This window comes from Flavobacterium sp. ALJ2 (assembly GCF_015594725.1).
Lineage (GTDB): Bacteria > Bacteroidota > Bacteroidia > Flavobacteriales > Flavobacteriaceae > Flavobacterium.
Genome location: NZ_JADNRC010000015.1, coordinates 12,999 through 35,852 on the forward strand (window position 1 = coordinate 12,999; position 22,854 = coordinate 35,852).

The 22,854-nt window shown below is 31.9% G+C and carries 17 protein-coding genes; 8 read left to right on the plus strand and 9 right to left on the minus strand.

Annotation, left to right across the window (positions count from 1 at the left end; translation table 11 throughout):
* Positions 1 to 72 precede the first annotated feature (72 nt).
* The 8 genes from IUY40_RS15815 (at position 73) to IUY40_RS15850 (ending at position 10,113) form a co-directional block, all read left to right on the plus strand.
* Entirely contained in the window at positions 73 to 2,418 is a 2,346-nt protein-coding gene (locus IUY40_RS15815; RefSeq protein ID WP_195737831.1) for a hypothetical protein, read from the plus strand.
* A gap of 1 nt (position 2,419) precedes the next feature.
* On the plus strand, positions 2,420 to 3,109 hold the full coding sequence (locus IUY40_RS15820; RefSeq protein WP_195737832.1) for an acyltransferase: 690 nt from the start codon (positions 2,420 to 2,422) through the stop codon (positions 3,107 to 3,109).
* Positions 3,106 to 4,332 carry a glycosyltransferase gene (locus IUY40_RS15825; RefSeq protein ID WP_195737833.1) on the plus strand — a complete coding sequence of 409 codons (1,227 nt, stop codon included), beginning with the start codon at positions 3,106 to 3,108 and terminating at the stop codon, positions 4,330 to 4,332. The genes IUY40_RS15820 and IUY40_RS15825 overlap by 4 nt, the downstream gene beginning before the upstream one ends.
* A 1-nt stretch (position 4,333) precedes the next feature.
* Positions 4,334 to 5,404, plus strand: coding sequence for a glycosyltransferase family 4 protein (locus IUY40_RS15830; protein WP_195737834.1), 1,071 nt, complete (start codon positions 4,334 to 4,336; stop codon positions 5,402 to 5,404).
* 119 nt (positions 5,405 to 5,523) lie between these two features.
* Positions 5,524 to 6,732 carry a DUF1972 domain-containing protein gene (locus IUY40_RS15835; RefSeq protein ID WP_195737835.1) on the plus strand — a complete coding sequence of 403 codons (1,209 nt, stop codon included), beginning with the start codon at positions 5,524 to 5,526 and terminating at the stop codon, positions 6,730 to 6,732.
* A gap of 6 nt (positions 6,733 to 6,738) precedes the next feature.
* Positions 6,739 to 7,818 (plus strand): MraY family glycosyltransferase, encoded by a 1,080-nt coding sequence (locus IUY40_RS15840; RefSeq protein WP_195737836.1) that lies wholly within the window; start codon positions 6,739 to 6,741, stop codon positions 7,816 to 7,818.
* A 171-nt stretch (positions 7,819 to 7,989) separates the two neighbouring features.
* Positions 7,990 to 8,673: an SDR family oxidoreductase gene (locus IUY40_RS15845; RefSeq protein WP_195737837.1), complete on the plus strand. Its 684-nt coding sequence runs from the start codon at positions 7,990 to 7,992 to the stop codon at positions 8,671 to 8,673.
* A gap of 21 nt (positions 8,674 to 8,694) precedes the next feature.
* Positions 8,695 to 10,113 carry an SDR family oxidoreductase gene (locus IUY40_RS15850; RefSeq protein WP_195737838.1) on the plus strand — a complete coding sequence of 473 codons (1,419 nt, stop codon included), beginning with the start codon at positions 8,695 to 8,697 and terminating at the stop codon, positions 10,111 to 10,113.
* Positions 10,114 to 10,215: 102 nt separating this feature from the next.
* Here the strand turns inward: IUY40_RS15850 and IUY40_RS15855 are convergent, their stop codons facing one another.
* The 9 genes from IUY40_RS15855 to IUY40_RS15895 form a co-directional block, all read right to left on the minus strand.
* Positions 10,216 to 11,400 (minus strand): DUF3570 domain-containing protein, encoded by a 1,185-nt coding sequence (locus IUY40_RS15855; protein ID WP_195737839.1) that lies wholly within the window; start codon positions 11,398 to 11,400, stop codon positions 10,216 to 10,218.
* 18 nt (positions 11,401 to 11,418) lie between these two features.
* Complete coding sequence (locus IUY40_RS15860) at positions 11,419 to 11,652, minus strand: DUF4266 domain-containing protein (protein WP_229335590.1); 234 nt, start codon at positions 11,650 to 11,652, stop codon at positions 11,419 to 11,421.
* Positions 11,649 to 12,542 carry an FAD:protein FMN transferase gene (locus tag IUY40_RS15865; RefSeq protein ID WP_195737840.1) on the minus strand — a complete coding sequence of 298 codons (894 nt, stop codon included), beginning with the start codon at positions 12,540 to 12,542 and terminating at the stop codon, positions 11,649 to 11,651. Before IUY40_RS15865 ends, IUY40_RS15860 begins: the two co-directional genes overlap by 4 nt.
* Before the next feature lie 40 nt (positions 12,543 to 12,582).
* Positions 12,583 to 13,017 (minus strand): thioredoxin family protein, encoded by a 435-nt coding sequence (locus IUY40_RS15870; protein WP_195737841.1) that lies wholly within the window; start codon positions 13,015 to 13,017, stop codon positions 12,583 to 12,585.
* A gap of 84 nt (positions 13,018 to 13,101) precedes the next feature.
* Positions 13,102 to 15,609, minus strand: a complete 2,508-nt coding sequence (locus tag IUY40_RS15875) for a cation-translocating P-type ATPase (RefSeq protein ID WP_195737842.1) — start codon at positions 15,607 to 15,609, stop codon at positions 13,102 to 13,104.
* 87 nt (positions 15,610 to 15,696) lie between these two features.
* Complete coding sequence (locus IUY40_RS15880; protein WP_195737843.1) at positions 15,697 to 16,386, minus strand: VIT family protein; 690 nt, start codon at positions 16,384 to 16,386, stop codon at positions 15,697 to 15,699.
* A gap of 468 nt (positions 16,387 to 16,854) precedes the next feature.
* Positions 16,855 to 17,292 (minus strand): hypothetical protein, encoded by a 438-nt coding sequence (locus IUY40_RS15885; protein WP_195737844.1) that lies wholly within the window; start codon positions 17,290 to 17,292, stop codon positions 16,855 to 16,857.
* 26 nt (positions 17,293 to 17,318) lie between these two features.
* A complete protein-coding gene (locus tag IUY40_RS15890; protein ID WP_195737845.1) occupies positions 17,319 to 18,446 on the minus strand; it encodes an efflux RND transporter periplasmic adaptor subunit in 1,128 nt (375 codons plus the stop codon).
* A gap of 6 nt (positions 18,447 to 18,452) precedes the next feature.
* Positions 18,453 to 22,793, minus strand: a complete 4,341-nt coding sequence (locus IUY40_RS15895; protein WP_195737846.1) for a CusA/CzcA family heavy metal efflux RND transporter — start codon at positions 22,791 to 22,793, stop codon at positions 18,453 to 18,455.
* Positions 22,794 to 22,854: the final 61 nt, after the last annotated feature.

The window sequence follows — 22,854 nt, forward strand, 5'->3', positions numbered from 1 at the left end:
ATAGCTGTTTTATAGTAGTTTATGTTTTAGGCACGATTTTCCAAATATAGTGATTAATAAAACTTTTTTATTATGGAAAATATATTTAGCAAAATCGGATACACTATTTCTAATCAAAAAAATAGTGAACTGGATATAGTTCAGGATGTTCTATTTATTAAAAATATAAATGGAACTATTAGATGGATTTGGAACGCAAATGATAGTGAACCTCTTTTCTTGAAATTTTATAATGTTGGAGGTATTAGAGCTAAAATATTCAGTTTGGCAGTTAAAATCATTTTTGGCTTAAAAGTGCAGAAAATAGTTTTCAATAAAATGACTTATTATTTTAAGAAACAAGAAAAAACTTTTTTTGATTGTACAGATAACTGGGCTTTATTTACAGGAACTGTTGGTGTTAATAATAAAGCTATTTTATATACTGATGGATCATTCTTTAAAATAGCAACTACTGACAATGCTAAAAGGTTAATTAAATCAGAGCATAAGATTTTATCTAATGGAACTTTTGATTTTTTTCAGACACCAGAGTCAAAACAAATTTCAGAGCATATAGTTCAACTTTCAGATATTACTTGTGGAGGAATACGTACTAATAAAATAGGAATTGCTCATCTAAAAGCACTAACAGAAATGAATTTTAGAGGACAGCATTTAATCCAAATTAAAGATTGGGAATTATTTAGTGATTTAAAATTTGACTTTTTTAACACTATAGATAGTAGGCTTCCTATGAATATGATGAGAAAAATCGGAATGCTTTTAAATGCAGTTTCTGAAGAAGATTATATTAATGTTTCCCTTTCTCACGGTGATTTTACATCATGGAATATGTTTGAGAATGAAGACAAAATTTCATTGTATGATTGGGAATTATTTGCTTTTGACAGATCTACAGGATTTGATTATTTCCACTTTATTATACAGCAAGGAATCTTGATAGACAAAAAATCCTGGAAAGAAATTTATATCGATATAAAAGAGCAATGTAGCGGAGAATCTGCCAGCTTTTTATTTAATTATGATCTAGAGATACTTCATAAATATCTAAAATATTACCTTCTTATAAACTGCATTAACTACTTAAAAATATACGCAGCACAAGATAAATGGCACATACAAGTTGATTGGTTATTACAAGTTTGGAATGATGCTTTAAATAGTTTTGTCATAAAAGCAAAAACCGCCAGAGAACTTGTAATCATGGATGTTTTTGATGCATTACAAAATCAAGAATATGCAACAATTAAATTTCATGATGGCAGTCCTGAACAACTTAGTGTTAATTCAGATATTGATATTTTACTGAACAAAGATCTATCTGAATCAATCTCTAAATTAGTTAAAAACCATTCATTAGTTGTAAAAGTTTCTCAAAATAAAAAATCATTTATGAACACTTTACAGCTAGTAATGACTGATGGATCAATTTTATCAATCGATTTAATATGGGAATTAAAGAGAAGAAATATAGTTTTTATGGACGCAAAAAAAGCTATTAAAAATGCTTATATTAATAATTTTGGAGTAAAAAGTTTGTGCTTTAAAGATACCCAAACTTATATAAAAGCATTTTATATTTTAAATAATGAGACAATTCCTGAAAAATATAAAATCTACGAAGAACAGAAAGAGAATGACTTTATTCAAAGTCAGCAGGATGTTTGTTCCTCTAAAAAATATTTACTTAAAATACTAAGAAAGAATAAACAAAACAAAGGAATCTATTATTTTAGAAACTTATTTTATTATTTGTATGATTCTATTTTTAGAAGTTTCTCTAGAGGATATGTAATAACTTTTAGTGGAGTTGATGGAGCTGGTAAATCTACTATAATTGAAAATGTAAAAATTATGATAGAAAAACAATTAAGAAAACCAGTAGTTGTTTTGCGCCACCGCCCTTCGGTATTGCCTATTATTAGCGTTCTCTTTAGAGGGAAAAAAGCTCAAGGAAGTTTTGAAAATACGCTTCCGCATTCAGGAACTAATAAAAGTTTAGTATCATCTTTAATTCGGTTTATGTATTATTATGCTGATTATTTTTTGGGTCAGTTTATTATTTTTATCAAATATACTATCAGAGGATATGTTGTAATCTATGATCGTTACTATTTTGATTTCATAGAAGATAGTAAAAGAAGCAACCTTGTTTTGTCAAAAAAAATGGCATTCCTAGGCTATAAGTTGTTACTGAAACCTAAATTCAATTTTTTTCTTTTTGCAGATTCAGAAACAATTCTTAGCCGAAAAAAAGAGTTAGATGCGAAAGTTATAAATGAACTAACTACAAACTATCGTATCCTTTTTAGTAAACTGGATAAAATAAGTAGCACTACAGTTTATAAAACAATCGAAAATAAAGAAATTGATCAGACGCTAGATATTGTTTTACAAACTTTAATTAATAGGTAATATGAAAACTCTTTTACAAAAACTAATACAACTTCGTAATCCTACTTTTAAGTTTGATGAAAGTTTAGATTCATTAGCGTTATTGCAATTTTTCTGGATACAAGGCATCGCAGTTATCAGAGGATTATTTGTTTTTATTTATTTCAAAAAGGCAAAAGGACTTATGCTTGGTAGAGCAGTTACATTTTTTAACCCTTCAAAAATACATTGGGGCAAGTTTTTACGATTAGGTAATCATGTAGCAATTTCGGCCTTGGGTAAAAATGGTATTTGGTTTGGAAATAATGTAAGTATAGGAGCCTTTAGCCGAATAATTATTTCGACTTCATTAAATAATTTAGGGGACAGGATCATAATAGGTAATAATGTTGGTATTGGAGAATTTGCATATCTAGGAGGAGCTGGAGGTCTTGAAATAGGTGATGATTGTATAGTAGGACAATATTTAAGTTGTCATCCTGAGAATCATAATTATGAGCATAAAGATATTTTAATAAGACATCAAGGTGTTACCAGAAAAGGAATAAAAATAGGTAAAAATTGTTGGATTGGAAGCAAAGTGACCATTTTAGATGGTGTAGAAATAGGCGAAGGTTGTGTTATAGCAGCAGGAAGTGTAGTTACTAAATCGTTTCCTAGAGATTGTATTATTGGAGGTGTACCTTCTAAACTTTTAAAAACGAGATTATGAGCACTAAAATTATTTTGGCAAGTTGCTATGCCGTAAATCCATATAAAGGATCAGAAGACGGAATGGGATGGAACTTTATACGACAGATTGCTCGTTTTAATAAAGTAATAGCTGTTACAAGAGAAAATAATAAAGAAGCAATTGAATTGTATATGCTGCAAAATCCTGATGTTATTTACAGTAATATTACTTTTATATATTTTGATCTTCCTTACTGGATGAGATTTTGGAAGAAAGGCAGTCGCGGTGCTATGCTGTATTATTATATGTGGCAAAAAGGAATTATAGCTCATGTTAAAAGTAAGAAACTCAATTTTGATATAGTTCATAATGTAAACTTTCATAATGACTGGACGCCAAGTTTTTTATGGAAACTAGAAAAACCTATGGTTTGGGGACCAGTAGGGCATCATCCTCTTATTCCAAGTGTATATTTAAAACCGTATTCATTCAAATACTTTGTCAAAGATCGTCTTACCTGGCTTGTGAAGAATTTATTTTGGAACTACTCTGCAGGTCTTAAAAAGACTATAAAAAATGCAAGTCATATATGGTGTATGAACACAGGAGTGGTAGAAAAACTTAATCTTAGTGGGAATAATTATTCGGTGTTTCCGTCAGTAGCTTCAGAAGATTTTACTACAGAGAATAATGATAAAGAAAGCAACTTTCATGTTATAAGTGCCGGACGTTTTGTGCCATTAAAAGGTTTTGACCTTACTATTCGTTCATTTATTACGTTTCTAGATTCTGTTTCTTTATCAGAACGTGCCAATTGTAAATTAACATTAGTAGGATCAGGTCCAGAAAGAGTTTTTTATGAAAAAATAATAGCTGAGAGTAATATTGAAGATAATGTTGAAATAATTGAATGGATAGAACGTAAAGAACTGATGAAGTTGTATGAAAAAGCAACAGTTTTTATGTTTCCTTCACATGAAGGAGCAGGAATGGTAGTAGCAGAGGCTTTATCGTATGGATTACCTGTAATATGCCTTGATAACATTGGTCCGGGGCAATACATCACACCCGAATGTGGTTTTGTAGTTCCTCATTCAGATTATTGCTCAACAATTTTTAATTTGAAAGAAGCTTTAAATAAATTGTATTTGAGTAAAACATTACTTTCAGAAATGAGCGCTAATTCTAGAAAACGCTATATAGAGCGATTTACATGGGAGAGTAGAGGAGAGCATTTAAATGCAATTTATAATAATTTATAATATGAGAGTTATCGCAATTCATTTATTAAACGATTACAGCGGAAGTCCTAAAGTGCTGAAGCAGTTACTTGCCGGATGGGCTAAAAGTGATCTCGAACTGCATTTATACACTTGCGGTGGACGTGAAGGTTTTTTGTCTGGACTACCAGATGTAAAATGTCATTTTTACTGGTATAAATTTATGAAAAATCCTTTATTGAGACTCCTTTTTCTTATGAGCAGTCAATTTTTACTTGCCTTTAAATTGCTATTTAGTTTAAAAAAGAATGATGTAGTTTATATAAATACCGTACTTCCTTTTGGAGCAGCCATTGCTGGAAAAATAAGAGGTAATAAAGTAATTTATCATGTGCATGAAACAAGTATGAAACCTATAGTATTCAAGAAATTTCTTTTCGGAGTTTTAAATTTATTTGCTGATGAGGTTGTTTATGTTTCTAATTTTTTAGCAAATAAAGAACCAGTAAATATTAAAAAAAGAGTGATTTATAATGTTTTGGAAGAAGATTTTGTAAAACAGGCCATGGCTAATAAAAACTGGAATAAAGATGAAAAAATCGTTTTAATGATATGCTCGCTCAAGACTTATAAGGGAGTAGATGAATTTTTAAAATTAGCGCTGACTAATTCAAGATTTCTCTTTAAGCTAGTGGTAAATGCTTCGACCTTAGAAATTGAACATTATTTTAATGATGTAGTACTTCCAGAAAATTTAGTTATTTATCCAACGCAAACAGATACACATCCATTTTATAGAGAAGCTAGTGTTGTATTGAATTTGTCTGACCCTAAATTATGGGTTGAAACATTTGGCTTAACAATTCTTGAGGCTATGGCTTATGGTCTGCCTACAATTGTACCTCCTGTGGGCGGAGTCACTGAACTTGTTGTAGAAGATAAAAATGGTTATTTAATTGAAAGTAAAAAAATTGATGAGATATCCGAGAAGTTGAATGAACTTTTGGATAACAATGAATTGTATAAATGGATGAGTTGCAATGCTTTTGAGATGAGTAAACAGTTTAATTTGGAATTATTTGAAAAAAAGGCAGCTGAAATAATATTCCAATAAATAAATTGAAATCCAAAATATGGAAAATTTAAATTCTTTTTCAGTCATAATAACTTGTAAATCAGCAAGTTGCATTTTTAGTATGATTTTGGCAAAGTATATTTTAAATATAACGAGCTATGAAAAATAAAAGAATCGCCATCATTGGCACAGTAGGATTACCAGCAAAATATGGAGGGTTTGAAACGCTTGCCGATCATTTAGTAAGTAACTTATCAGACAAGTATGATTTTACAGTTTATTGTTCTAAAAAGAAATATAAAAAAGAAGAGCAATTGGTGTCTTATAAAGGAGCAAAATTGCACTATATTCCTTTAGAAGCAAATGGGATTCAAAGTATTCCTTATGATTCTCTTTCTATACTTCATGCCTTAATGAAAAATGATGTTTTATTGATTTTAGGTGTGGCAGGAGCATGGCTTATCCCTTTTATTAGATTATTTACTAATAAAAAAGTTATAATTTCAATCGATGGTATCGAATGGAAAAGAGACAAATGGTCTTTATTGGCAAAACTATATTTGTGGTGGTCTGAGATGATTGCTGTTAAATACTCACATATTGATATCTCAGATAATGAATCAATACAAGATTACACAGCAATGCGATACAAAACCTTAAGTCGTGTTATTGAATATGGAGCAGATCATACAATGAAAGTCTCTCCAATAACAGATGATTTCGAAAAGTACCCTTTTCTAAAAACAAGCTATGCTGTAAAAGTCTGCAGAATTGAACCAGAGAATAATGTACACTTAGTTTTGGAAGCATTTAAAATTAAAAAAGACATGGCTTTAGTTTTTGTTGGGAACTGGAATAATAGTGATTATGGGCAAAAATTAAAAGAAAAGTATAAAGACGTAACCAATATTCATTTATTTGACCCTATATACAATCAGCGGGAAATCGATTTAATAAGAGGAAACGCTACGTTATATATTCACGGACATTCAGCTGGTGGAACAAACCCCTCTCTTGTAGAAGCAATGTATTTAAAGCTTCCTGTTCTTGCTTTTGAAGTTTCATATAATATTACAACTACAGAAGGTAAAGCAGTCTATTTCTCATCTGTAGAAGATTTAGTTGAAGAATTGGGTACATTATCTCCCCTAAAATTAATAAGCCTGGCCAATGAAATGGCATTAATTGCTGAAAGAAGATATACTTGGAAAAATATTTCTAATCTATATGAATTGTTAATAAAAGAAGCTCTTTCAATTAAAAATAAAGTGGGGGTTACTTCTGAATTACAAAATCTGGATGCTTCTTTTTTGCAGGAATTTCAATTGTTACACATAAATAACAGTAATTTATTTTACGAAAACTAACCAATCATGAAAACAATACTTGAAATTTTATCGTACGGATTATTATCTTTGATTTTAACCCTTATTTTTGTTCCAATAATTAGAAATATTGCCATCAAAATAAATCTTGTAGATAAACCTAATTACAGAAAGGTTCATTTAAGTGCAGTGCCTTTGGTTGGAGGGATTTCAATAGCTTTATCAGTAATTATCGTAATTTTTGTTTCAAATTTTAAAGTTATTTTTCTTAAAGAATACTTTCCAATATTTATAACAGCAATTGTTTTACTGATAGTTGGAGTTATTGATGATAAAAAAGATATAAGTGCAAAATATAAGTTGATTATACAGTTGTTTTTGGCTCTTGTAATTGCATTTTCAGGAACAAGAATAACATCTTTGTATGGGGTGTTTGGAGTTTATGAAATTGCAATTTGGCAACAATATTTGGTTACAATTTTAATGATAACAGGTGTTGTCAACGCTTTTAATCTTATGGATGGAGTTGATGGTTTAATCGGAGGGCTATCCTTATTAGGGTTTTCAATTTTCTTTTTTATGGCTATTTATTTTAATGATTATAACTTGGCTTTCTCAAGCGCATTATTTATTGGAGCTGTTTTAGGTTTCTTAAAATTTAACTTAGGCAAGAAAAAGATTTTCATGGGAGATTCAGGTTCCTTATTTATCGGATTCATTTTAATTACCGAAGCAATAAAGTTTTTGCAAAAACAAGAGTTGGGTAGAGAGCATACTAGTAGCTATACCGTTTTATTACTTATTTTATTTTTCTCCATTCCAGTTTTCGATTCTTTGCGAGTTTATATGGGAAGAATTAAAAAAGGAAATTCCCCTTTTAGTGCAGATAAATCGCATTTACATCACTTACTTCTTGGTACAGGACTTAATCATAAAAAAACAGCTCTCATGGTAAGTGCTATTTTTGTATTCTTACTTTTTATAGCATTGATTTTAAAGTCTTTTATTTCAATTACTTTAATGATTGCTATTAATATTATTGTATTTTCAACTATAATTAGAATGCTTTTAATGATTAATAAACTTCATCTATGGAGACTTAAATTAAAAAAATTAGAAAACAGATAAAGTATTGTTTTGCTTAAAAATTGAAGCTAGTTATCAAGATTTCTGAAGTTTTTTGAAAATAGTAAATAGGCTTAAAAGAATATTTTTTTTTGTTTAATGTTAGTTATTAATAGTTAAACAAGTGTTATCTTTAGCTATTATAAAAAGCGTGCTTAATTTAAGTATTAAACAATGAAAAAAATCGCAATTATCGGAGGAAGTAAAGGTATTGGTAATGCTATTTTACTACAGCAATTAGATCATAATTTTGTTTATAATATTAGTAGAACCAAGCCGGATATTTCTCATCCAAATTTAGTTCATTTCTCAGTTGATATACTTAAAGATGTATTACCAGAGATTGAAAATATAGATTCTCTAATTTATTGTCCAGGATCTATAAATCTTAAGCCTATTTTGAGCTTAAGTATTGAGGATTTTAGAGAGGATTTTGAAATTAATGTAATTGGTGCTGTAAAAGTTATTCAGAAATATTTGCCAAGCTTAAAAAGAGGAAAAAATCCATCTATTATTTTATTTAGTACAGTTGCAGCAAAATTGGGAATGCCTTTTCATGCCAGTATTGCGACAGCTAAATCTGGGATAGAAGGGCTAGTGAAATCACTTGGTGCTGAGTTGGCTCCAATAATACGCATAAATGCAATAGCACCTACAATTACAGAAACATCACTTTCTGCTTCTATTTTACGGAATGAAAGAATGAAAGAAAATATGATGGAACGGCATCCTATGAAAAAATATTTAAAGGTTGAAGAAGTAGCCCAAATGGCAGATTATCTCATTTCTGAGAAAGCAGGATCAATTTCGGGTCAGGTTTTTCAAATGGATTATGGTCTAGTTACTTTTAGATTGTAACCCCCTTAAAAAAAAAGAATCATGAAAATTCTCTTAACAGGTGCAACAGGTTATATAGGTAAGCGAATCTTGCCACTATTAATAGAGCAAGGACATTATGTTGTTTGCTGTGTAAGAGATAAAAACAGATTTTATTATCCTCAGGAATTTGAGAAAAACATAAAAGTTATTGAAGTTGATTTTTTAAATTCTGAAACTTTGGCAAGTATTCCTAATGATATTGATGCAGCATATTATTTAATTCATTCTATGTCGGGTACTGCTACTAATTATGATGAATTAGAAAGTATCTCGGCAAATTACTTTATAGATAAAATAAATAAAACTAATGCAAGACAGGTTATATACTTAAGCGGCATTGTAAATGATAAGTCACTATCTAAACACCTATCTTCAAGAAAGGCTGTAGAGGATATTTTAAAAAAAGGGACAATTCCAACGACGACTTTGAGAGCGGGAATTATAGTAGGATCGGGAAGCGCATCGTTTGAGATAATACGCGATTTGGTGAACAAGTTGCCTGTTATGATAACTCCAAAATGGCTTAATACTAAATGCCAGCCAATAGCTATTAGCGATGTTTTAGAATTTTTAACAAAATCATTGTTAAATCCCAAAACATATAATCAGAGTTTTGATATTGGAGGACCAGATATATTGACCTATAAACAGATGTTATTAGAATTTGCTAAAGCAAAAAAACTCACAAGATACATATATACCATTCCAGTAATGACCCCAAAATTATCATCTTATTGGCTCTATTTTGTTACTTCTACCTCCTATAAACTAGCCTCAGCTCTGGTTAGTAGCATGAAAGTAGAAGTCGTTTGTAAGGATAACAGGATTAATAGTCTCTTAGGAGTGCAACCAATTACTTATACGCAGGCATTAGAAAGAGCTTTGATAAAAATTAATGAAGATGCAGTTGTTTCGAGTTGGAAAGATTCATTGATTAGCGGACAGTTTAAAGGAAACGTAGCCAATTATCTTAAGATCCCTAAAAAAGACTGTTTTAGAGATCGAAGAAAAAAAGAAATTATAAATAGGGAATATACTATTGAAAAAATTTGGTCTATTGGTGGACAAACAGGATGGTATTACGGAGACTGGCTTTGGAATTTACGAGGTTTTATTGATAAAATTTTCGGGGGAGTCGGAACAAGAAGAGGAAGGACTCATAAAAACGAAATACATCCAGGTGATGCCTTAGATTTTTGGAGGGTTGTATATGCCAACAAAGAAGAAGGGAAATTAATCTTATATGCTGAAATGAAATTACCTGGTGAAGCTTGGCTAGAATTTAAAATTATTAATAATGTATTATATCAAGCAGCTACATTTCGACCTAAAGGAATACTGGGTAAGTTATATTGGTATTCTGTTTTACCTTTTCATGGTTTTATTTTTAATGGAATGATTAAAAATTTGGCTTCTTAATTTTAAAATTAAAAATTAAGGAAGAACTACTAGATTTTTTACTACCATATAATTTGCATAAAACAAAACCAGGACTGAAATTACAGATCCTGGTTTTTATTTTTATTTATACTTAATGTTTATACTAATAATATCAGATGTCATATTAGTAGTTCTAGTGTAATGTCCGTAGCGAATTTCTAATGTGTTCCAATGTTTAAGACCGAAAATTCCATTAGGAGGTGTATATTTCATTCCCATACCAAAGAAACTACTATCGAACTTTGATAAATCATAGTTGCTAGTGTAATACTCATCTGCAGCAGTGTGTTCACCATAAGGTTTAAAATATTTCGTTCCTGTTTGAGTGTAATATCTGTAAAATGGGCTCAATGAAAATGCTTGAGTTAATTTAACAGGAACTTCAATATCGGCTGTATGCGCTTTTAAACTCCAATCGTCTGAATAATATCTGTAATAAGCTCTTATAATAATATTGTCTCCTAAAAAATAACTAGCTCTAATACCCAAAGGAATCTTTAGTCTGGTATCAGGCATTTTTTCTTGATGAACAGAACCATCAGCGAAATAAACTCGATGAAACGGAAGGCTTAAATACCCATTTTGACTAATTACATCACCTACAAGCATTACTTGCAATCGTTGGTTTATAATCTGAGAATAGCTTAATGTTCCTGCAAAAGTATTTCTATTGTCGTTACCATAACCATTATTCCCTGGAGGACGAAGTTCAATTGGCATAATTAGTTTTAATTGATCAATAAAGGTTTGAAATTTAGCAGTAAATTCTCCATTTCGATCTTTAGTTTTTTGAGAGAAACTTATATTCGCTCCAAAAGATTGGTAATCAAATTCAGTCGAAGACGAAACTCCAATACCAATACTTCTTCCTGTTGCTTCATTTTCTCTTAGATAAGATAATGAAGGATAAAAACGGATGTCAGATGATGAAGCGGATGAATTGGCACTCAAATCAATCATATCTGATGATGCAGAAGTATAATGGTCAATACCAGCTTCGACATTAAAAGTATGTTTGATTCCTGTTTCTCCGTATTTCACCAATTTAACATCGATGGTATTTGCAATATCTGTAAGATGTTCAGTGCCAATACCTCCTGTTACCGCTGAATTGTTTCCATTTTGGTTATAATAACTTGAAACTAAATTTACTTCTTCAACTTTTAATTTTTTGCTTTTGTAACTGGTAGAATCTGTAGGAACGTTTTGTGCTCTTGATTGGAGTAGTCCCAATAAGGCAAATCCTGTAATAAATATTCTTTTCATTTGTAGATAGTATGAAAATTAGTTACAACCGCAGCCACCACCACTTTTTCCTGCATTTGCTCCGGAAGCTCCTTCACGGTAGGATTGAAAGCTAAGTTCTGTCTTTTCGATTTTTCTATTAGAAAGTACCATTTCAGAATCGTTTATTTTTCCTTTTTGGTATTCTTTTACCGAAGTACAAGAGGTGAGTAGAATGCCTGTAAAAGCAATGCTACAGAATAGTACGAGCGCTTTTTGTTTTGGCTTTTTCATTTCAAGTTGATGTTTTTTGAAGTGTAAATTTTATTGTTGTCGTCAATGATAATACAATATAAATCGGGAATTTGATCTATTAAACACAAACCTGCTTTAATACCCATAACAGCAATTGGAGTAGCCATTGCATCTGCAAATTCTGCATTTGAAGCAATAATGGTGACACTTTTTATTCCAGTTACAGGTAATCCTGTTTTGGGGTCAATGGTATGCGAATATTTTTTACCGTTAATGGTCACAAACTTTTCATAGTTACCAGAAGTTGCGATTGCCTTATTAGAGATCTCTATATACGAAAATGCAGCAGTTGGTGAGTCGGGATTGGCAACTCCAATAGTCCATTTTTTGCCATTAGGTTGTAATCCCCAGGCTGAGAGATCTCCGCTTGCATTAATGATTCCGCTTTGAACATTATGATTTAAGAGCACTTGCTTAGCCATTTCAGCAGCATAGCCTTTTCCGATTCCACCAAAACCAATTCGCATTCCTTTTTCTTTTAAAAATACAGTTGTGTTTTTTTTGTCTAGGATAATATTTCTGTAATCAATAAGATGTACCATCTTTAAAGCCGTTTCAGTATCTGGTAGTTTAGTCATTGATTTATCAAAATTCCAAAGACTTTTGTCGATACTTCCATAAGAAATATCAAAAGCTCCTTGTGTAATTTTCGAAATACCAAGACTTCTTTCAATGAGATTGAAAACTTCAAGATCTACTTTGATAGGTTCAATTCCAGCATTGTCGTTAATCAAATTAGTTTGACTGTCGGCTTTGTAGGTAGTCAAAAGTTTTTCAATCCGTTTGATTTCATCAATCGCCAGATTAATATTCTCGTTTCCAATCTTCTCATTTTCTGCAACAACAGTAATGGTAAAGTTGTTTCCCATGAGTTTTAGGGATTGTGAATATTTTTGATTTTTTAGGATGTTATTTTTTACTATCACAGATTGCTTTTATTTCGGCAGTCCACTCATCAGGAGTCATTTCTGGTTTCCCATGCCAACTTTTTAATACTTTGCCATTTGTATCTAAAAGTAGTGTGAGAGGAAAACTTCCTTCTTTATTGTATATTTCTGCTAATTCTTCATTACGCTTTACTTGTTCAGGAGTTCCAATGTTTTTTTTCTTTCTAGGAAAATCAGCATTAACTAATACTAGATTTTCATTTGCCATATCTGTGAATGACTGATTTTCAAGATAGTCTTTACGCGTTACAATACAAGGTCCGCACCAGTCTGAACCAGAGAAGTTTAATAGAATTAATTCGTTTTTTTCCTTTGCAATTTTTTTTGCATTATTAAAGTCGGATTCCCAGTTTATAGGAAGCACCGTCAATAAAAGGAACATTGTAATTAGTTTCATCTTGCAGTTTTGTTTTTAGATAGTAATGAAATAACGAATTGTGACTTCGTTTATTTTTTGGACTCGCTTAAGATTAGATTAAATTTAGACAATATTTTGTTTGCTTCTTTTATATAGTTTTACAATTTCGTACCAAGCTACCGACACAAATCCTGTAGCAATTGCTATTACTAATTGATTGGAATTTAAGAACTCAAATTCAAAGAAAAGAGTTAATGGTTTTACATAAAGTAATAACCCTAAAAGAATGATTGTAATTAAAATAATAAGGGGCACCATTGGGTTTTTATATTTGATTGTTGTCAATATTGAATAATAAAAAGAGCGGTTAATTAGGGTAAGAAATATATTAGCAACTATTAGAACAGTAAAAACCATAGTTCTGGTTAATGCTTCATTATAATTATTAAAAACACAATATTGATAAATAGATAGTGTTCCGATTGTAATAATTATTCCTTGTAAAAAGCTTGTAGATAATTCCTTCCAATTAAAAAAAGTTGTTGTAAATGGTTTGGGTTTTTGAAACATTGTATTTTTTTCCATAGGCTCATTTTCATAAATTATGGAGCATGTAGGTCCCATTATCAATTCAAGAAAAATAACATGTATTGGCGAAAAAATATTTGGATAGATCCATCCCAAAGCCAAGGGAATAAAAACTATTAGAATTATAGGTATATGTATTGAAATGATATACTGAATTGCTTTTTTTAAATTCGCATATATTTTTCGGCCTACAGCCACAGCTTCTACCATTTTTGAGAGGTCATCTTCTAATAAAATTAGTGATGCAGCTTGCTTTGCAATTTCTGTACCTTTTTTGCCCATCGCTATACCAATATGTGCGGCTTTTAGTGCAGGCCCATCATTTACGCCATCTCCAGTCATTGCTACAATTTGATTATTTTGTTTTAAAGCATTTATTATTTTCAGTTTAGCTTCTGGAAACATTCTTGTAAAAATGTTTATTTTCATTACATTGGCTTGTAATTCATTTTCATTCATTGCCATCAATTCATCTCCAGAAATACTTTTTTCATAATCTTTAAACCCTATTTGTTTTGCGATTGCCTGTGTGGTTGGAGTATTATCGCCTGTTATTATTTTCACAGCGATTCCTGCGCTATAAAAGTTTTCTAATACTTTTTGGATGTTTTTCTTTGGTGGGTCATAAAAGGCTACAATTCCTAAAAACTTAAATGGAAAATCTTGCTGATTAAGAGGAAAAGAATTTCCATCAAAAGTTGATAAAGCTACACCAAGAACTCTATATCCATCTGCAGATAAGGTTTTAATTGCTTCAGAAGTTTGTTTTTTTTCAATTTCTGAGAGCCTAGCCACTTTCAAAATGGCTTCGGGCGCTCCCTTAGCAGCTATAATGCGGTTACCATCAACGGCTTCAAATATATGAGTCATCATAGGAGGTTTTCCTCCAAGTGGGTATTCATGAATGAGTTTGTAATTTGAACGATCGTCTTTCTGGCAGATCTCTTTATATGCCTTATGCAATGCAATTTCCATTGGGTCAAAAGGAATTGGTTCACTTGCCCACATAGCAGCGGTTAGCAATTCTTTTTCTTCTTCTGTATCGATATTTTCTAAGGTTATTATCTCTTGGCTTGACATTAAAAATAATTTAGCAAGCGTCATTTTATTCTCAGTAATCGTACCTGTTTTATCGACACAAATTATTGTTGCGCTACCTAATGTTTCAACAGTTTTCATTTGTTTTACAACAATCCCCATTTTCATTAATCTCCAAGCACCTAAAGCCATAAAAGTTGTAAAAGCTACTGGGATTTCTTCGGGTAATATGCTCATAGCCAATGTTAATGATTGTAGCAGGCTATTTGTTATATTTTGTGAATATAAGTAATTTATCATCCAAACTATGGCAAAAACAATTGCCCCAACAATGACCATTTTTTTTACAAAGTCACTTATTTGCATTTCCAAAGGTGTTTTCTCTTCTTTAATATGCTCTAAGCTAGTGCCTATTTTACCTAATTTTGTTTGATTGCCTATGGCAGTTACTGTTGCGATTGCCAGACCTGTAGCTACAGTCGTACCTAAATAAATATGGTTGTCTTCTTTTGTTTTATCTTTAAATACAGATAGTGATTCTCCAGTAAGAATAGATTCATTTACAGAAAAATCATTCGAATGTACTATAATACCATCTGCTGCTACTAAAGTGCCTTCTTCAACAATCAAACTATCTCCTATAACTATTTCTTCACTTTTTATTTCTTCTTCCTTCCCATTGCGAATCACTTTACACTTTGGTTGTGCAAAATCTTTAAGTTTTTCTAATGCATTTTTGCTTCTTGAATATTGAAATAATGATATAGATACTTGAAAAACAATTGCTGCTACTAGAAAAAAACCATCATTTGTTTTACCACTTATAAAATAAATAAGTGCTGCAACAAGGAGCAAAATTATCATTGGTTCTTTTATAATCCGTTTAATTGTACTTAACAAGTTATTCTCTTTTTTGTAATCTAACTTATTTAGACCATACTTTTCCCTAGAAAGAATTACTTCTTTATCTGTTAATCCACTTATATTGAAATTATTTGCAGGCATATTTGAATTGCTTTAGGTATGGTTTATTAATTATCCGCTTCGTTACAACATTTTATATTGAAGTTAGATACAAGTACTATTTAATTATTAAGCAGTTTGAACACCAAATAGATACCCCACTAAAGCTGACATGCCCATTGCAAAGGTTCCCCAAATGCAAATTCGCAAAACGGCTTTTAGAGTATGTGATCCACCTGCTTTAGCAGCTAATACCCCTGAAAAAGCTAAAAAGAGTATCGAAAAACCATATTGATAAAACACCATTTCTTTTATAGGTGCAAAAATAGCTACCAGAAGCGGTAACAAACCTCCAATAATAAAAGATATAGCCGATGCAAAAGCAGCTATTAAAGGATTAGCCTGTGTGATTTCATTAATTCCTAGTTCATCGCGTGCATGAGCTTCAAGTGCATTATGAGCTGTTAATTCGATAGCCACTTGTTTCGCCAATTCTTTATTTAGCCCTCTTTGAATATAAATATCCGTTAATTCTTCCAGTTCTTCTTCTGGCTGGGTTTCAAGTGCTGCTTTTTCTCTTTTTAAATCGGCTGTCTCTACATCAGATTGGGAACTGACCGATACATATTCGCCTGCAGCCATAGAAAGTGCGCCTGCAACCAAACCTGCAACTGCTGCAAGTAAAATAGGCTCTCTAGTTACACTCGCTGCTGCAACACCAATTGCCAAGCTAGTTGTAGATAAAATACCATCATTGGCACCAAGTACAGCTGCTCTTAGCCAGCCACTTCTGTTAATATAGTGGGTTTCAACATGCATAGTTTAATTTTTTATTTTGTTTAATCCAGTCTGGATCTTTTGTATTTTCTTTAAACCTCCAAATTAGTGTTCAATAACTTCTTATTTGTAATACTGTTTTATTTTGGGTAGCATTTTCCCAATCTAGATTATTCTTAGGACTATGTTTACGATATTTTAATCTTAAAATATATATATATACTATTTTCAGGTTATTAAATTTACTGCTCCTAAAAAGTTGTGAAGCTTCGCTTCATACAAGAAAATATTTATAATAAATCTTTTATTTCTTTATATAAAATTACATTAACCAATTATAATACAATGATTTTAAAGGAGTAGAATGATTCTAAATCCTATGTTTTTTTAGATTTAAGTATTTGTTTTTAAAATGGTTAAGCTAATTTAATCAACTATAATCACAGCGGGAATTTATGAAACCGCTGTGGATTATAACTGAATTATATTTATACATCAATATTTAGAATACTACCTAATTTCAGAGTGTCTAATTTCACCACCAGTTGTTCCTGTTTGTTGGGCAAAGAATAAAACTACAAGGCAGTATGCAATTATAGCATACCCTATGTAATTTGCATATAATTTCTTTTTCCAATTACTCCATAGGGCTAGTATTGAGGTTACGCCCAATATATAAGACAATAAGGCAAAAACTTCAGCTTTTTCTTCATGTTCGTGAATTAAACTTTTAGAAATTCCGTCAATTTGTTTTACTACATCCTCAGCTCCTTCGCCTGTTGCTATAGCTGCAAATGCTGCTATAGCACCCAGTATAAAAATACAATAAGCGGTTCTTTTTACAATTTCTGATTTTACAATAAACCCACCAATGAGAACCAATAAGCCTACGATTGGTATAATAATAGGCAAGTGATTCAATACTAAATGATAATGTGCTCCGTTCATAATGTTTTGTTTTAAGTTATTAATTTTTATTCTTCTTTATTTTTCATTTTCATCAATAGGGTATAAGCTCCATTGGTAACCAATTTTTTGTTTTTAAGTTTTTCAGGATTTAGAATTTCCAAATAGCCATTTTCTTTGGCTCCAACAGTAACTTCAGTCATTTGATACCGTTGCTTTGCAGTTTCAATAAAAACGTAGTTTTTACTCTCAAAATTTACAATACTTAATTCAGGTAGTGCATTGGCTAAGGCAGATGTTGTTTCTATTTCGGCATTCATGTACATGCCAGGTAAAAGGTATTTATCATACTTTAAAAAATGGCAATGCACCTCAGTATTTCCGTTAGAGTTGATGTCTCTGTTGATTAGTATAATTTTACAGTCGTACTTTTTGTTGGGTTCAGCATTACTGTAGGCAATCACTTTTTGTCCTATAGCAAGTTGTGCAATGTTTTTATCAAAAACAGTAAGATTTAGGTGAATGTCACTAGGATCTATAAGTTCAAACATTACCTCACCAGGAGATATATACTTGCCTACATTAATATTGACCTTGCTTACAAAACCGGTTATAGTACTTACAATGCGGATACTTTTAGAAATTTTATTGGCAGACAAATTATTCGGATTAATATTAATTAGTTTAAGTTTTTCTGACAATGCATTTACCGTTATATGAAGATTGCTTACCTCCGATTCGGCTAGTTGTGTTGCTTTATCACTACTTGCTTTAGATTGATTAAGATCTTTTTGACGAGCGTATTCCATTTCGGCAAAATGTAGTTTAGACTTAGCCATGAGATAATCTTGCTGTAATTGGACATATTGTTGATCTTGCAAAGTTGCTATCACTTCACCTTTTTTTACCAGCATTCCGGGTAATAGCTTACTGTTTATTAAATATCCTCCAAGTGGAGCATTTACAGATACTAAATTTTGTGGTGGAACATCTATTTTTCCGTTTAATTTTACAACTGTAGCAATATTTTTCTCCGTTAACAAAGCTGTTACGATATTTGCATTTTTGAATTGCGCATCAGTAAGTATTACATTATTTTCGTTTAAAGGTTTTTCTATTACTGCTTGTTCTTCGGTCGTGTTTTTGCATGCATTTAGTATAAAAAGCATACTTATAAACAATGATATATTTTTCATTTAAAGTTAATTTGAAGTGATAAAATTAAGTTCGATACTGCTCTCGTTTAGTGCTTTTACAGCTTCTAAATAATTGCTTTGTATGCCAATAGCCTGATTGACTACCATTACAAAATCTAAGAAATTAATTTCACCGTTAGTAAATTGTTTATTAGCAGTTTCCTTAATTAAAGTAGCATTTTTTAAGCCTGTACCTTCAAAATATTGCGTTATTTCCGTATTGATTTTATATGTAGTCATTACTTGTTTATATCGTGTTTTCAAAATTTGAAATTGCATTTCATATTCGTTATCTGCAATAGTTTCTCCAATTTTAGAGGCCTTTATTTTGGCATTTTGACTTCCTGAAAAAAGCGGTATTCCTAATCCAGCTTGTATTGAACTAAAGCGGTTGCTACTGTTATAATAGTTATTATCTGGCCCCATGCCTTTAAAACTATTATTAAAGTAGCCTATAGTGAGGTCTGGCAGGTATCTGGATTTTTCTAATTGGGTTTGTGCTACTGCATTATTTTTTTGTTGCTGCGACAATTTTAAAAGGATATTATTCTCAATTCCATCGCTCATTGGTATAAAAGAATACTTAACGCTTTTTTCTAAAGGGATAATAGGAGTTTCCGAGTTTAAAAGCACTTGTAACTCTAGTAAGGTTACTTGTAATTCTTGTCGAAGTAGCATTAATTGTATAGTAACAGCAGCTCGTTGGTTTTCGGCAGTCGTTTTTTCTAGAATATTGCTTTCTCCTTTTTGCAAACGAAGATTTGCTTTAGCATAAAAGTCATTAAATAGAGTATCGGCTTGTTGCAGTAGTTTTTCTTTTTCTTTAAAATACAAGATGGTATAAAAAACATGTGTTACAGCTTTTTTAGTTTCGTGTTCTTTTAATGAAGTATTTAATACCGATGTTTTCCATTGTTCAGACAAAAGTTGTTTTTGTTTTTTATAAATGGTAGGAAAGGCAATAGTTTGCGAAACACCAAATTTGGTATCATCATAAGCGCTGTTTATTTGTCCTGCTTCTCCAAAAATGGTTGTTTTAGGAATATCAGCTCCTGATTTAATTAGCGCTTGTGCATAGGCCGTTCTAAGTTTTTCGTTTTTTATACTATTATTTCTTTCTGTAGCCATTTTTAGTGCCGTTTCAAGGTTTATTTTTTCCTGTGCATTTGCAGCTGAAAAGACAGAAAATAAAACCAGAACAAACGCTGCTTTTTGAGTTAAACTTTTTATTTTAAAGCCTTTTTCAAACAATATATAGAGTAGAGGCAATACAAATAAGGTCAAAAAAGTAGCGACTAATAAACCACCTATTACTACTGTGGCAAGAGGGCGTTGTACCTCGGCACCAGCGCCGTTGCTTAAAGCCATAGGCAAGAAGCCTAAAGAAGCTACAAAAGCGGTCATTAATACAGGACGAAGTCTTGATTTTGTTCCTGTTAAAACAATTTGTGCCAGATTTTTCATTCCGTTATTTTTAAGTCGGTTAAATTCAGCTATTAATACAATTCCGTTTAAAACGGCTACTCCAAACAAGGCAATAAAACCTACACCAGCACTAATGCTAAAAGGCATACCACGCATAGCAAGGAAGAATATCCCTCCAATAGCTGATAACGGAATTGCAGTATAAATAAGCAAACCATGTTTAACGGAATTGAATGCGAAGAAGAGTAAAATAAAAATAAGTACCAGCGAAACAGGAACGGCAATCATAAGGCGGTCTTTTGCCTGATTTAGATTCTCGAATGCACCGCCATAAGTAACGTAATAACCAGCAGGCAACTTTAGTTCCTTATCTACTTTGGTTTGTAATTCATTTACAATACTTTGTACATCTCTGTCTTTTACGTTAAAACCTACAACAATTCTACGTTTTGTGTCCTCTCGTTGTATTTGGTTAGGACCATTTTCAATTTCTACAGTAGCAAGTTGCGATAAAGGAACTTGATTGCCGCTTGGTGTGGGAATTAATAGGTTTCGAATGTCTTCAATATCTTTTCTTTCATTGGCATTTAATCGAACTACTAGATCAAACCTTTTTTCTTGTTCAAACACCAAGCCTGTACTTTGCCCTGCAAATGCTGTATTTATAACTTTATTAATATCTACAATTGACAGGTGATGTTGAGCAATTGCTGGTCGGTTGTAGTCTATAATTACCTGTGGCATACCTGCAACTGGTTCTATAAATAAATTAGCAGTTCCATCTACTGTATTAATAATTTTGCCCAGTTTACTTGCAGTGACTGCTAGTGTATCTAGATTTTCTCCAAATATTTTAAGAACAACATCTTGTCGGGCGCCTGTCATTAATTCATTAAAACGCATTTGTACGGGGAATTGAAACCCAGTCGTAATTCCTGGAACATCTTCTAGAGCCTTACTCATTTTAGCCGATAATTCATTAAAAGTTTTAGCAGAAGTCCATTCTTTTTTATCTTTTAAAATTACCATCATATCACTGGCTTCCATAGGCATTGGATCTGTAGGGACTTCGCCGCTGCCTATTTTAGTAACTACTTTTAGCACTTCAGGGAATTGGCTTTTTAATATATGTGCTGCTTTTTGGGTACTTTCTATTGTTGTATTTAAGTTGCTGCCCGTAAGTACTCGTGTATCTACAGCAAAATCACCTTCTTCAAGAGCAGGTATAAATTCTCCTCCCAAGGTAGTAAGCGTTATAACAGCCAAAATAAATAGCAGTAATACAGAACCTAATACAGTTTTAGGAAAACGAAGTATCTTTTTTAGTGTATTTTGATAGGTGTTTTCAAGACGTTTCATTACTTTATCCGATAGATTTTCTTTGTGTTTTGTTTTTTTACTTAGAAAAAAAGCACTCATCATAGGAATATAGGTAAGAGATAAAATAAAAGCACCCAGCAAAGCAAAAGCAACTGTTTGTGCCATAGGTTTAAACATTTTGCCTTCGATACCTTGTAATGTAAAGATGGGTAAGTAAACAATCAATATTATTATTTGTCCAAATACAGCACTGTTCATCATTTTACTAGCCGAACTTGTAACGGTTTTATCCATCTGATCAGAAGTAAGTGAAGCATGCTCCTTATATTTAGTATTACTGGAGAGCTGATGCATGATGGCCTCTACAATTATAACCGCACCATCTACAATTAATCCAAAATCTAAGGCGCCAAGACTCATTAAGTTCCCGCTTACGCCAAAGAAATTCATCATGCAAATAGCAAATAACATGGCTAGCGGAATTACTGATGCGACCAACAAGCCCGCCCTGAAATTACCAAGAAACATTACCAAAACAAACACTACAATTAAGGCCCCTTCGAGCAGGTTTTTTTCGACTGTTCCAATGGCATTATTTACCATTTTTGTTCTATCAAGAAAAGGTTCTATTTCTACACCTTCAGGAAGTGTTTTTTGTATTTGAGCAATTTTTTCTTTTACATTTTTAATGACCTCACTACTATTAGCTCCTTTAAGCATCATAACTATTGCTCCAGAAACTTCCCCTTCATCATTATAGCACATTGCTCCATATCGCGTAGCAAATCCAGTTTTTACCTGAGCTACATCTCTTATGAATAAAGGAGTGTCACTATTTTTATTAGGGATAGCTATGTTTTCGATATCAGCAATAGTCCCAATAAGACCTTCGCTACGAATATAAAGTACTGTTGGTCCTTTTTCTATATAAGAACCACCCGTATTTTGATTATTGTTTTGAACAGCAGTAAAAACATCATTGATCGTTATTCCATAAGCGTTAAGTTTGTCAGGGCTAATACTGATTTCATATTGCTTTAGTTTACCCCCAAAACTACTCACTTCAGCAACTCCTTTAACACCTAAGAGCTGTCTTCTCACAATCCAATCCTGAATCGTTCTTAATTCGGTTACATTGAATTTTTGTTCGTATCCTTTTTTGGGTTTAACCACATATTGATAAATTTCGCCAAGTCCTGTAGATATAGGCCCTAATGTGGGTGTGCCTATGCCTTTTGGAATCTCATTTTGTACTTGTTGTAAGCGTTCGGCAACTTGTTGTCTTGCCCAGTAAACATCAATATCATCATCAAAAACGATAGTGACCAGAGACAATCCAAATCTGGAGAAACTTCGAATCTCTTTCATTCCAGAGATATTGCTATTGGCCTGTTCTATAGGAAAAGTGACCAATCGCTCAATATCAGTCGCGCCAAATGGAGGTGCTATTGTGATAATTTGTACTTGGTTGTTGGTTATATCAGGAACAGCATCAATGGGTAGGCGAGTGGCTTCATAGGAGCCATAGCCAATCAGGGCAATTATAAAAAGCCCTACGATGAGTTTATTCTTCACAGAAAACTCAATTATTTTAGTAAGCATAAGTTTATTTTATTAATCGTCGTTATAAAAAATAAGGAATAGCAAAAACACGCGCCATTAG

Bases quoted from the DNA above. Each gene is read 5' to 3' on its own strand.
- IUY40_RS15840 (WP_195737836.1), top strand. From the start codon at position 6,739: ATGAAAACAATACTTGAAATTTTATCGTACGGATTATTATCTTTGATT.
- IUY40_RS15855 (WP_195737839.1), bottom strand. From the start codon at position 11,400: ATGAAAAGAATATTTATTACAGGATTTGCCTTATTGGGACTACTCCAA.
- IUY40_RS15870 (WP_195737841.1), bottom strand. From the start codon at position 13,017: ATGAAACTAATTACAATGTTCCTTTTATTGACGGTGCTTCCTATAAAC.
- IUY40_RS15850 (WP_195737838.1), top strand. From the start codon at position 8,695: ATGAAAATTCTCTTAACAGGTGCAACAGGTTATATAGGTAAGCGAATC.
- IUY40_RS15825 (WP_195737833.1), top strand. From the start codon at position 3,106: ATGAGCACTAAAATTATTTTGGCAAGTTGCTATGCCGTAAATCCATAT.
- IUY40_RS15845 (WP_195737837.1), top strand. From the start codon at position 7,990: ATGAAAAAAATCGCAATTATCGGAGGAAGTAAAGGTATTGGTAATGCT.
- IUY40_RS15890 (WP_195737845.1), bottom strand. From the start codon at position 18,446: ATGAAAAATATATCATTGTTTATAAGTATGCTTTTTATACTAAATGCA.
- IUY40_RS15860 (WP_229335590.1), bottom strand. From the start codon at position 11,652: ATGAAAAAGCCAAAACAAAAAGCGCTCGTACTATTCTGTAGCATTGCT.
- IUY40_RS15875 (WP_195737842.1), bottom strand. From the start codon at position 15,609: ATGCCTGCAAATAATTTCAATATAAGTGGATTAACAGATAAAGAAGTA.
- IUY40_RS15835 (WP_195737835.1), top strand. From the start codon at position 5,524: ATGAAAAATAAAAGAATCGCCATCATTGGCACAGTAGGATTACCAGCA.
- IUY40_RS15885 (WP_195737844.1), bottom strand. From the start codon at position 17,292: ATGAACGGAGCACATTATCATTTAGTATTGAATCACTTGCCTATTATT.
- IUY40_RS15880 (WP_195737843.1), bottom strand. From the start codon at position 16,386: ATGCATGTTGAAACCCACTATATTAACAGAAGTGGCTGGCTAAGAGCA.
- IUY40_RS15815 (WP_195737831.1), top strand. From the start codon at position 73: ATGGAAAATATATTTAGCAAAATCGGATACACTATTTCTAATCAAAAA.
- IUY40_RS15820 (WP_195737832.1), top strand. From the start codon at position 2,420: ATGAAAACTCTTTTACAAAAACTAATACAACTTCGTAATCCTACTTTT.
- IUY40_RS15865 (WP_195737840.1), bottom strand. From the start codon at position 12,542: ATGGGAAACAACTTTACCATTACTGTTGTTGCAGAAAATGAGAAGATT.
- IUY40_RS15830 (WP_195737834.1), top strand. From the start codon at position 4,334: ATGAGAGTTATCGCAATTCATTTATTAAACGATTACAGCGGAAGTCCT.
- IUY40_RS15895 (WP_195737846.1), bottom strand. From the start codon at position 22,793: ATGCTTACTAAAATAATTGAGTTTTCTGTGAAGAATAAACTCATCGTA.